Below are 11,502 nucleotides of genomic sequence, written 5' to 3' on the forward strand. Positions count from 1 at the left end.
ATTTAGGCTGCTAGTTTCCATACTACAAACGCAACAGCAAAACCTACTAAATACACTAGTCCTAACCACGTTAAGCTGCGTAATAGCACGCTGTGCTTTATAGCTGGCTCTGAGCGCACAAGACTAAAGTTAAGCCATGCAAATACAGGCGTTGTGACAAATGAAAGCGTCATGGCAAAAGTAAGCATGGGGCCAAGGGCTGATTTAAAAAATAAAATAACGGCCATACCGGCAAGTGCTTGTAGTATTAACCAAATATTTAAGCTGTGTTTTGATTGCCCAAAGCCAAGTAGTTTATGAGACTCGTTAAGCGTGCGGGCGTAGCCATCAAGTACAGTAAGTGTGGTACCAAACATACACAAAAACGCAATGGCTGATACAAGCGGCCTTGCCCATTCGCCTATTGTTAATGCGTACATATCAATAAGCTGCTTGGCAAACGCGACACCGCCGAGTTCAATACTACTGGTTTGCCCGTACTGCACTAATACACCTAAACTAAAAAATACCAAGGCTAAGCCAGCTGTAAGCCAGTAACCTACGTTAAAATCGAACAAGCCTTGGCTTTTAGAAACTGTTTGCTGGGCTTGTTTTTCTTTTAGCCATAAAGAACTTAATGCAGATATTTCGATAGGGGCTGGCATCCAACCCATTAACGCAACCATGAAGCTCAGCATAGCAAGCTCATATGGTGATGGACCAACATAGTCAGCAGGTGCCATTGGGCCGTTACTAAATGCAATGGCAAGGGCAATCAAAGTAGCGAGCGTAAGCAGCCCCATAATGCCTTTGGCAACGTTATCTAGCGCTTTAAAGTGTCCAAGTAGCAATATAACTAAACATACACCCAGCAGCATCCAACAAAGAAAGGTTACTTCAATAACCACGGGTAAGGCGTAATGCAGTAAGCTTGCGGTAAGCAGTAATACGCCGGCGGTATTCACTACGGCGGCTACAATGTTTAAACCGATAAAACTGTAAAAATAAAACGGGCCTTTACTTTTATAGCCCTCCACTAGGCTATTTTTAGTGGCGAGTGTGTATTCCATACCAAAGCGAAAAAATGGGTACTTTAAAACATTAACAACGAGGATTAGCCAAAATAGTTGCCAGCCAAATATTGCTCCAGCCTGCGTAGAGGCAACTAAGTGAGAACCGCCAATAGCGGCTGTTGCCATGAGTATTCCAGGTCCAAGCGCACCTAGTCGAGACTTCCATACTGCTTTTGTTGTGTGCATTAATTTCTCAAAATATGTGTGTTGTGTGTTCTTTTTATTAATTTTTTAATTAATAAACTGCAAGAACGCATAACTTACCTAAATTACAGGCAATAAAAAAGAGCCATACGGCTCTTTTTTACAATACTTTGGAACTAAATTTTATTTAAGATCCATCTCTTGGATGATCTCGTGTGCGATTTCAGGTGTAGTGCTAACAGGCTTTTCGTGTAAGTTTGCTTTTATCTGCCCTTTTCGATGTTTTAGTGCTGCATCGAGTTTTTTAGCTGCGCTTGCAATGGCAGGGTACATAACTTCGTTTTCCCCTTTTACCGATATGCGCGTGCCTTCGTAATTAGTGCTAATTTCAGCTTGGATTTTATGATGCTCTTTAGACAAAATAATATCGAGTGCAATAAGCGATGGAAAGTGGCTCTCGATTTTTGAAAATTTTTCGTTGATGTGCTCTCTAATAGAGTCAGTAACTTCAACATGGTGACCAGAAAGATTAATTTTCATAGGGTATCCTTTTATTTGTTACCTCATAAATAGTATTGGGGGCTATTTAGATTAACACAAGGAAAAAAGAGAGATATTTGAGGTTTATTTGCGGTTTTTGGTGATTTAAATCATGCGTTGTGCAAAGTTTATGCAAAGCCCATAGTACATGGGCTTTCAGACGTCTAGCTGTATTGATTAATCTGTGTACGAACAACAGTAGTCAGCAAAATCAGATACTTTTACTTTAAAGCTTACATTTGCATCAACATTAAACGATTCACCCGCGTTAAATGTTTTCCACTCACTTGCCCCTGGTAATAAAATATCCCATTGGCCAGCTAAAAGCTCCATGCACTCTTTTTGGTTTGTATCAAAAACAAACTCACCAGGTTGCATAAAGCCTAACGTTTTCGCTTCGCCATCACCTAAAATAACGGTACGGCTCGACACTTTTCCGTCAAAATATACATTGGCTTTTTTTACTACACTCACGTTATCGAACTTTGGCATTTTTAGCTCCTGCTATTAATTTAAGATTTTTATTTATAAATTTTATCGCACTACCTTGCCTGATAGCTTACTTTCTTGCAAGGAAAGCAGCATTGTTCAAGGTGAAGTTGCTTCATGTAAGGGCATAAAAAAACCCGCAGCATGTGCGGGTTTTTCAATTACTTACTTTATTTAATCAAAGCGATTAAAAAAGCTCGTTTGCTTTGCTTACAATGTTTGCCACTGTAAAACCAAAGTGCTCAAACAGCTCACCAGCAGGTGCTGACTCACCAAAGGTAGTCATACCTACTACTGCGCCATTTAGACCTACGTACTTGTACCAGTAGTCAGCAATACCTGCTTCTACTGCTACGCGGCGTGTAACAGATGCCGGTAATACGCTTTCTTTGTACTCTGCGCTTTGATCTTCGAAGGCATCAGTACATGGCATAGATACAACACGTACCTTTTTACCTTGGCTGCGTAGCTCAGTTGCTGAATCTTGTGCTAGTTGCACTTCAGAGCCCGTCGCAATTAAAATAATTTCAGGATTGCCGTCACAGCTAAGGATGTAACCACCCTTTTTAACATCGCTTAATTGCTGTGCGTCACGCGCTTGTTGCTCAAGACCTTGGCGAGTAAAGATTAACGATGTAGGACCGTCTTTACGCTCAATAGCTTGTTGCCATGCAATTGCCGACTCAACTTGGTCACATGGGCGCCAGTTGTATAAGTTAGGCGTTAAACGCATGCTTGCAATTTGCTCTACTGGTTGGTGAGTTGGACCATCTTCACCTAAACCGATTGAATCGTGCGTGTATACAAAAATGCTTGGTTGCTTCATTAATGCAGCCATACGTACGGCATTTTTTGCATATTCAACAAACATTAAGAACGTAGCACCGTAAGGAATAAAGCCTTTATGAAGGGCAATACCATTCATAATTGCCGACATACCAAACTCACGTACACCGTAGTAAATGTAGTTACCGCTTGCATCGTCGTGTGTTAAACCTTTAGAGCCATCCCAAATTGTTAAGTTTGAGCCTGCTAAATCGGCTGAGCCACCCATAAATTCTGGTAATAACGGACCAAATGCGTTTAATGCATTTTGTGATGCTTTACGAGACGCTGGGTTTGCTGGGTTTGCTTGTAATTGCTCAATGTACGCTTGAGATTTTTCAGCCCAATCGCCAGGCAGTTCGTTATTAATACGACGCTTATATTCAGCTGCAAGCTCTGGGTATGCTTTTGCGTATGCTGCAAATTTTTCGTCCCAGCTTGATTCAAGCTGCTGACCTTTTTCTTTGCTATCCCATTGTGCGTAAATATCATCAGGAATTTCGAACGCATCGCCAGTCCAACCTAAAAATTCGCGAGACGCTTTAATTTCTTCATCACCTAGTGGTGCACCGTGACAATCGTGGCTACCAGATTTATTAGGTGAGCCGTAACCAATAATTGTTTTACAACAAATTAGTGATGGTTTATCGGTAACGCTTTTAGCTTCTGCAATTGCAGCACTTATAGCATCGCTGTCGTGACCATCAACACCACTAATTACATGCCAACCGTATGCTTTAAAGCGAGCTGGCGTGTCATCTGTAAACCAACCTTCTACTTCACCATCGATTGAAATGCCGTTGTCATCCCAAAATGCAACAAGTTTACCCAGACCTAATGTGCCTGCAAGTGAACCAGCTTCATGAGAAATACCTTCCATAAGGCAGCCATCGCCCATAAATGCATAGGTAAAGTGATCAACAATATCGTGACCTTCGCGGTTAAACTGTGCAGCTAGCGCTTTTTCAGCAATTGCCATACCTACGGCATTTGTGATCCCTTGACCTAATGGACCCGTAGTAGTTTCGATTCCTGGTGCATAGCCATATTCAGGGTGACCTGGTGTTTTAGAATGCATTTGACGGAAGTTTTTAATTTCGTCCAGTGGTAAGTCGTAACCACTTAGGTGCAATAGAGAATAGATAAGCATTGAACCGTGGCCGTTTGAAAGAATAAATCTGTCACGGTCAGCCCACTCTGGATTTGTTGGGTTGTGTTTTAGATAATCGCGCCATAATACTTCTGCGATATCAGCCATGCCCATAGGGGCTCCAGGGTGACCAGATTTGGCCTTTTGTACTGCGTCCATTGACAAGACGCGAATAGCATTTGCAAGTTCTTTGCGAGATGGCATGAATTCTCCTACCTTTATGTGTATTTGCGCGGGTATTTATGTGTTTGTTTATGCACCCAAGTAACTTGGGTTTGTTTATATAGACCATTCTTACTTATTGTGGGGGCTGTGTGCAATTAAAAACCCTATAAAAGTGAGGCATTATGAATATTTTTTAAGACCAAAAAGTTATTAGTAATTTTATTTAGACGTCTAGGCGTAAAAACACTATGCAAGGTGTTTTGTTTTCGATAAAATACGCCCCTTAATTTTTTAGCGCTAATACCGACGTTTGTGAAGCGCAATATTTGTGAGCAGAAATACAATGGCAAAACATTTATTTACTTCTGAATCAGTTTCTGAAGGTCATCCGGATAAAATCGCCGATCAAATCTCTGATGCGGTACTTGATGCTATCCTAGAGCAAGATTCTCATGCCCGTGTTGCGTGCGAAACTTACGTAAAAACAGGTATGGTTATGGTTGGTGGTGAAATCACTACTAGCGCATGGGTTGATATTGAAGAAATTACACGTAAAACAGTACGTGAAATTGGCTACACGCATTCAGACATGGGTTTCGATGCTGATTCATGTGCAATTTTAAACACTATTGGTAAACAGTCTCCTGACATTAACCAAGGTGTTGACCGTACTAGCCCAGAAGAACAAGGTGCTGGCGACCAAGGTCTTATGTTTGGTTACGCATGTAACGAAACAGAAGTGCTAATGCCTGCGCCAATTACTTACTCACACCGTTTAGTACAGCGCCAAGCGCAAGTACGTAAAAGCGGCGAGCTTAACTGGTTACGTCCAGATGCAAAATCTCAAGTTACTTTTGCATACGAAAATGGTAAGCCAGTAGGTATTGATGCAGTAGTACTATCTACTCAGCACAGCGAAGACATTTCACAAAAAGATTTAGTAGAAGCGGTGATGGAAACTATCATCAAGCCGGTACTTCCTGCAGAGCTTATTACAAACGCGACTAAATTTTTCATTAACCCAACAGGTCGCTTTGTAATTGGCGGACCAATGGGCGATTGTGGTTTAACAGGTCGTAAAATCATCGTTGATACATACGGTGGTATGGCTCGTCACGGTGGTGGTGCTTTCTCTGGTAAAGATCCATCAAAAGTTGACCGCTCAGCTGCATACGCTGCACGTTACGTTGCTAAAAACGTAGTTGCGGCTGGCCTTGCTGATAAATGTGAATTACAAGTTTCTTACGCAATCGGTGTTGCAGAGCCTACATCTATCAGCGTTGAAACGTTTGGTACAAGCAAGTTAGAAGAAAGCCGTTTAATCGAGCTTATTCGTGAACACTTTGACCTGCGCCCTTACGGCTTAATTCAAATGCTTGATTTAGAGCGCCCTATCTACCTTCCTACAGCGGCTTACGGCCACTTTGGTCGCGACGAATTCCCTTGGGAACGTACAGATAAAGCTGATGCACTTCGTGCAGCTGCTGGCCTTTGATTGGCTAAGTAAATATAAAAAAAGCGCCAATTGGCGCTTTTTTTATATGTAAACTAATTGAGTAAAAGCAGCTTTAAAAGCTACTTTTAAATCTATTAATCCATTCCTTTAGTAAGTAACTGCCACGCTGTAGCCATATACTTATTATAAGCTTGCTCTGTTGCTACATCAATTGGTTCAAAAGGCTGCGGCTTAAGTGGTACTAAGTTAATCCGATCCTCTGGTTCAACTTTTTGATACTCATACATTGACGAAAAATCACCACGCCAAAGCTGTTCTGGTTTACGCACAGTTTGAAAACCAAATACAGTACGATCTTTAGGTTGATTTAATAGTGACTGGCCCATGCTATAAAATGTCGTATTTTGCGGTGCTATTAAGTTTAATAATGTAGGTGCAATATCCATATGGCTCGCTAATTGATCGCTAGATACCCAGTTTGGATTTACACCTTTACCATAAATAACAAGCGGTACATGTGTTAGTTCATATAGATCTGGGCGATGATGTAAATAACGGCGACTATAGTGATCACCTGTAATTACAAATAATGCATCTGGGTAGTGCTGCTCCATTTTACGAACAAATTGACCAAGCATTTTATCGGCATACCATAAATGCCCTAATACGTAAGGGTCTAATAAGTCATCATCTAAAGCTTGAATTTCCTTTGGATAGTCAGCAACTGATTTTAAAGGATACCCATACTTATCTAAATCTAAGTTAAATGGTCCGTGGTAACTCCCACTCATGATTAAGTTAAAACTTTTTTCATCTGTTTTAGTATCGACTAAATCAAATAACTGACCATCATCAATTCCCCACACACCAGCACTTCCTTTACCTCCAGTGTCTGCAGCCGAAAATACTTTATCAGCTCCTTGTGAAAGCACATATTCGCCTATATTTTGCCATGACAGCAAGCCGCCATAATAAAATCGACTTTGATAACCTAGTTGCTCAAGTTGATTAAATATTGATAACTTACTCGCTGGTTTTTGTGGTCCAATACGGCTCATATTAACGCCCGAAAACGCTATACCAGACATAAGGCTAGATAGCGAATTCATAGTACTGCTTGCTGCAGGTAACACATTATTTAAATATATACCTTTACTAGCTAAATTACGTAGTTCATTAGTTAAATTGAGCGATGTATATTTTTGCTGTAACGGCCAAGCATCATAACTTTCCATAACAATAAAAAACACTTGTGAAGGTGCCGCTAACATTGGCGCACTGGTTTTTTTCTCAAGCGTCGTTAAAGGGTTATCTATGTCAGGTGCATTTTTTTGTAAGTAAGGATTGTGACCATTTAAACCAAAACTTTGTAAATCATTATAATCTTTAATGGCATATATAAAGCTTCGAAACGGATTTATTACAAGATTATTTACAAAAGCATCTGTCGTTACTGCTGACCATTTTCGAGAAGCAGGACGAGTTTCAAATGATCCTCTTATTGCACAAACAAATAAAACAATAATCAATGCAACTAAAATCGTACGCTTTAATATATTAGTCGTGAAAAGATGGTTGATAGCACTATAGCTTTTCCTATCAACTAGTTTATTTATTTTAAATGCTATCGCTAATAAAATAACTAAACTAAGTAGGCTACCCCACGGTTTATATTGCTCGATTACAGTTAATGCAATTGCCTGTTGATCGTCATTTAGCCCTTCGAACATAAAAAAGTTAAACTGGCTTCCATATTCAGCAATGTAAGTAATACTCGTTATACATAGTATTGTTGACGTAATGAAGAATATTAGACTTGTATATATACGTGCTTTTCTAACCCATTGTCCTAAACGCAGAGGCTGTAAAATACAGTTTAAAATAAAAACAATACTAAAACAGACTCCCGTCGCGGCAGAATCAAATGCTAGACCCGCTTTTAATGTCGCGATTATTGAATCAATATCTAGTTCGGAAGTTATACGATCACTAAAGTGAATTAAAAAGAAAATCCGAAAGCCCATAAAAAGTAGTACACCAGCAAACCAAAGAGTGGCGATACGTCCGCTTTCTTTTACAAATTCTAGCCAGCGACTAGATGGAAGTGTGTGTGTGTTTAGCAAAATCCTGTACCTAATATATTATACCCCTAGGAAAACAATTTTACTTGTTTAAGCTATTTCAACAAGGAAATAGCTGTAACTACTTGTAATTAAAGAATAAATTTTACATATAAAATATTCTATTCACATTTAATTGCAAGTAATGGAATATTCTATTGAAATACTAATCAACTTTTTTTGTAAGTCATCTTTTGGGAAATAGATACGTTTAACAATTTTATTTTACATAGAGATACATTTATAAAGGGGTTCGGTTTATACTCGCTTCATTATAAAGCTTTAGGGATAGTTAAATGGCCGATAACTTTCGCGTTATATTTGCAGGACTTGCCGATAACGTTGACATAAAAACAGCGTGCGCAAACTTAGCTGCAAAATTAAAAACGTCAGATGAAAAAGTAGCTCTTTTTTTTAAAGGTAAGCCGCTATTTGCGCCAAGCGATAAAGACAAAGCGTTAAAACAGAGTAAGTTATTAGCAAGCTTAGGTATTAAAAGTAAGCTGCAAGCTGTTTCAAACACCATTCAAAATAGCTCCTCCGCAGCTGCAAATAACAACCAACGTGATGAACGTATTTTTGATGCTCTAGATTACATCACTAGCAGCTTAATACGTCTTGAAGAAAAGCTAGATGAGCTAGAGCAACGCCTTCCTGAAGCTCAATTAAAAACACCAGACGAAAGTGTAGACGAATGGCAAAATGACGACCTAATGCTAGATGAGGATTTAGCACCTCCTAAAAAACGCAGTAACTTACTTTTATATTCATTGATTGCAACTGCCACAATTTTGCTAGTCGTACTGGCTGTTTTTTTAATTTTTCCCGATTTATTCTCTTTTTAAGAATGGCTAATTAGTTTAATGAGCAATAAACGCGCACAAATAAGAGCTGAAATTCGTAACACCCGTAAAAACTTGTCAAATAATCAGCAAATAATTGCTGCGCAATCGCTAAAAATGAATTTTATTCAACACTTAAAAAGCGAAAAAACAACGAGTCCTAAGCATATTGCCATTTATTTAAGTAACGACGGAGAACTAGACACTTCATTGTTAATTAAAGAATTATGGAACTTAAACCATGTTGTTTATCTACCTATAATACACCCATTTAATGGCGCTAATTTACTATTTCAGCGCTATGAGAAAAACTCACCCATGAGGGCAAATCGCTATGGTATCTTGGAGCCTAAGCTGAACTGCTCTCAAATATGCCCATTACCAGCGCTTGATTACATCCTTATGCCGTTAGTTGCATTTGATAAACAAGGTAATCGCCTAGGAATGGGAGGTGGGTTTTACGACCGGACATTGGCGCGTTTACATGAACAAAATTGGCAAAAACCACAACTAATTGGCCTTGCACATGAATGCCAAAAAGTTGATGTTCTACCAATCGAGTCGTGGGACGTACCACTTAAAACCATTATCACCCCAGATAAAACATACTGTTGGTAACATTTAATTTTGGTTACTAACCGCATATTTCTGACATACATGAGCACATAGCAATGACACAAGACGAATTAAAAAAAGCAGCTGCCTGGGCAGCACTCGAGTTTGTAAAAGAAAACACCATTGTAGGTGTCGGTACAGGCTCTACTGTTAATCACTTTATTGATGCCCTTGGCTCTGTAAAGGACACTATTGTAGGCGCTGTATCAAGCTCAGAAGCGTCAACTGCACGTTTGGAAGCGTTAGGTATTGAAGTGTTCGAACTTAATAACGTTGATGCTTTAGATGTATACGTTGACGGCGCTGACGAAATTAACGCTCAAAACGAAATGATTAAAGGCGGCGGCGCAGCGCTAACACGTGAAAAAATAGTAGCAGCAGTTGCAAAACAGTTTGTGTGTATTGTTGATGACACAAAGCTGGTAGATACATTGGGCGACTTCCCGCTTCCGGTAGAAGTTATTCCAATGGCGCGCAGCTACGTTGCACGAAAATTATTAAAACTTGGTGGTGACCCTGTTTATCGCCAAGGCGTAGTTACCGATAATGGTAACGTTATATTAGATGTATTTAACTTAAAAATTACCAATGCCAAACAACTTGAAACACAAATAAATTCAATTGTTGGCGTAGTTACCAACGGCCTATTTGCGATGCGAGGTGCTGATAAAGTGATTATCGGTACCAAAAATGGGCCACAAATAAAATAGGATGAGGTTATGAGTAAGGTATCGTTAGCAAAAGACAAAATTAAAATTCTCTTGCTTGAAGGTGTTCACCAAAGCGCAGTTGAAACGCTAAAACGTAACGGTTACAGCAATATCGACTACGTTAAAACATCCTTACCTGAGGACGAGCTTAAAGAGCGCATTAAAGATGTTCACTTTGTAGGACTTCGTTCTCGTACTCATATTAACCAAGCCGTATTAGACTCAGCTGAAAAGCTAGTTGCTATTGGTTGTTTTTGTATTGGTACAAACCAAGTTGACTTAGATGCAGCACGCGAACGTGGTATTGCTGTATTTAACGCTCCATTTTCTAATACTCGTTCAGTTGCTGAACTTGTACTTGGCGAAATACTACTTTTATTACGTGGTATTCCAGAGCGTAACGCAGCGGCTCATCGTGGTGGCTGGTTAAAAACAGCAAATGGTTCGTTTGAAGCACGTGGTAAAACATTAGGTATTATTGGCTACGGTCACATTGGTACTCAGCTAGGTATTATGGCTGAAAATATCGGTATGAACGTGGAGTTTTACGATATCGAAGACAAGTTATCACTGGGTAATGCAACACAAGTTCATAACCTTACTCAGCTGTTACAACGCTCTGATATTATTAGCTTACATGTACCAGAAACACCGCAAACTAAAAACCTTATTGGTACAGCAGAACTTGCAGTTATGAAGCAGGGGTCTATTTTGATCAATGCATCACGCGGAACTGTTGTTGATATTGATGCCCTTGCAGAAGCGCTTACAGAGAAAAAACTAAGTGGTGCAGCAATTGATGTGTTCCCTACTGAGCCAAAATCTAACGATGAAGAATTTGTATCGCCACTGCGCCAATTCGACAATGTTATTTTAACGCCGCACATTGGTGGTTCTACACAAGAAGCGCAAGAAAACATTGGTATTGAAGTAGCGGGTAAATTGGCTAAATACTCAGATAATGGCTCAACTATTACTGCGGTTAACTTCCCTGAAGTATCGCTACCTGAGCTTGCTAATCGTAGCCGTTTATTACACGTACACCACAACCGCCCAGGTGTACTAACGCAAATTAACCAAGCGTTTGCACAGCACGGTATTAATATTGCTGCGCAATACCTACAAACAGACGCATCTATTGGTTATGTAGTTATTGATGTTGATACAGATCAATCTGAAGTAGCACTTAAAGAACTAAGCGCTGTTGAGGGTACAATTAGAGCACGTATCTTACATTAACCATTCTTTGATATTAAAAAAGGGTCCTTATGGACTAATGCCAGTCAGTTAAGCTGACTGGCATTTTTCTTTTTATGGGGATACTTAGATGGTTTTGGCTTAACCCATCGGGGATATCTTCTATCCTCTCGTCTAGCTGGAAGCTTAAATAAGAC

The 11,502-nt window shown here is 39.7% G+C and carries 10 protein-coding genes; 5 read left to right on the forward strand and 5 right to left on the reverse strand.

Annotated features, from left to right (window positions below):
* Positions 1 to 2: 2 nt before the first annotated feature.
* The 4 genes from I6F10_RS13900 to tkt form a co-directional block, all read right to left on the reverse strand.
* Positions 3 to 1,178, reverse strand: coding sequence for an NRAMP family divalent metal transporter (locus tag I6F10_RS13900; RefSeq protein WP_197099020.1), 1,176 nt, complete (start codon positions 1,176 to 1,178; stop codon positions 3 to 5).
* 201 nt (positions 1,179 to 1,379) lie between these two features.
* Entirely contained in the window at positions 1,380 to 1,736 is a 357-nt protein-coding gene (gene hpf / locus I6F10_RS13905; protein ID WP_007376058.1) for a ribosome hibernation-promoting factor, HPF/YfiA family, read from the reverse strand.
* Between the two features lie 177 nt (positions 1,737 to 1,913).
* Positions 1,914 to 2,228, reverse strand: a complete 315-nt coding sequence (gene ppnP, locus I6F10_RS13910; RefSeq protein WP_002958974.1) for a pyrimidine/purine nucleoside phosphorylase — start codon at positions 2,226 to 2,228, stop codon at positions 1,914 to 1,916.
* A 184-nt stretch (positions 2,229 to 2,412) separates the two neighbouring features.
* Positions 2,413 to 4,404: a transketolase gene (gene tkt, locus I6F10_RS13915; RefSeq protein ID WP_197099014.1), complete on the reverse strand. Its 1,992-nt coding sequence runs from the start codon at positions 4,402 to 4,404 to the stop codon at positions 2,413 to 2,415.
* Positions 4,405 to 4,708: 304 nt separating this feature from the next.
* On the opposite strand from tkt, the gene metK reads away from it, so the two are divergent.
* Entirely contained in the window at positions 4,709 to 5,860 is a 1,152-nt protein-coding gene (gene metK / locus I6F10_RS13920) for a methionine adenosyltransferase (protein WP_197099015.1), read from the forward strand.
* 95 nt (positions 5,861 to 5,955) lie between these two features.
* On the opposite strand, the gene I6F10_RS13925 is transcribed toward metK, so the two are convergent.
* The gene (locus I6F10_RS13925) at positions 5,956 to 7,944 is read right to left on the reverse strand and encodes an LTA synthase family protein (protein WP_197099016.1); all 1,989 of its coding nucleotides are present in this window, start codon (positions 7,942 to 7,944) and stop codon (positions 5,956 to 5,958) included.
* A 293-nt stretch (positions 7,945 to 8,237) separates the two neighbouring features.
* On the opposite strand from I6F10_RS13925, the gene I6F10_RS13930 reads away from it, so the two are divergent.
* The 4 genes from I6F10_RS13930 to serA are packed head-to-tail and all read left to right on the forward strand — an operon-like array spanning position 8,238 to position 11,347.
* Positions 8,238 to 8,786, forward strand: coding sequence for a hypothetical protein (locus I6F10_RS13930; protein WP_197099017.1), 549 nt, complete (start codon positions 8,238 to 8,240; stop codon positions 8,784 to 8,786).
* Positions 8,787 to 8,804: 18 nt separating this feature from the next.
* Positions 8,805 to 9,401 carry a 5-formyltetrahydrofolate cyclo-ligase gene (locus tag I6F10_RS13935; RefSeq protein WP_197099018.1) on the forward strand — a complete coding sequence of 199 codons (597 nt, stop codon included), beginning with the start codon at positions 8,805 to 8,807 and terminating at the stop codon, positions 9,399 to 9,401.
* Positions 9,402 to 9,454: 53 nt separating this feature from the next.
* Positions 9,455 to 10,108 carry a ribose-5-phosphate isomerase RpiA gene (rpiA, locus tag I6F10_RS13940; RefSeq protein ID WP_197099019.1) on the forward strand — a complete coding sequence of 218 codons (654 nt, stop codon included), beginning with the start codon at positions 9,455 to 9,457 and terminating at the stop codon, positions 10,106 to 10,108.
* Positions 10,109 to 10,117: 9 nt separating this feature from the next.
* Complete coding sequence (gene serA / locus I6F10_RS13945; protein WP_024595232.1) at positions 10,118 to 11,347, forward strand: phosphoglycerate dehydrogenase; 1,230 nt, start codon at positions 10,118 to 10,120, stop codon at positions 11,345 to 11,347.
* The last annotated feature ends 155 nt before the right edge of the window (positions 11,348 to 11,502 follow it).

The organism is Pseudoalteromonas sp. SWYJZ98 (genome assembly GCF_015864495.1).
GTDB lineage: Bacteria > Pseudomonadota > Gammaproteobacteria > Enterobacterales > Alteromonadaceae > Pseudoalteromonas > Pseudoalteromonas distincta.

Coding starts and splice junctions, on each gene's coding strand:
- I6F10_RS13900 (WP_197099020.1), bottom strand. CDS start 1,178: ATGGCAACAGCCGCTATTGGCGGTTCTCACTTAGTTGCCTCTACGCAG.
- hpf (WP_007376058.1), bottom strand. CDS start 1,736: ATGAAAATTAATCTTTCTGGTCACCATGTTGAAGTTACTGACTCTATT.
- ppnP (WP_002958974.1), bottom strand. CDS start 2,228: ATGCCAAAGTTCGATAACGTGAGTGTAGTAAAAAAAGCCAATGTATAT.
- tkt (WP_197099014.1), bottom strand. CDS start 4,404: ATGCCATCTCGCAAAGAACTTGCAAATGCTATTCGCGTCTTGTCAATG.
- metK (WP_197099015.1), top strand. CDS start 4,709: ATGGCAAAACATTTATTTACTTCTGAATCAGTTTCTGAAGGTCATCCG.
- I6F10_RS13930 (WP_197099017.1), top strand. CDS start 8,238: ATGGCCGATAACTTTCGCGTTATATTTGCAGGACTTGCCGATAACGTT.
- I6F10_RS13935 (WP_197099018.1), top strand. CDS start 8,805: ATGAGCAATAAACGCGCACAAATAAGAGCTGAAATTCGTAACACCCGT.
- rpiA (WP_197099019.1), top strand. CDS start 9,455: ATGACACAAGACGAATTAAAAAAAGCAGCTGCCTGGGCAGCACTCGAG.
- serA (WP_024595232.1), top strand. CDS start 10,118: ATGAGTAAGGTATCGTTAGCAAAAGACAAAATTAAAATTCTCTTGCTT.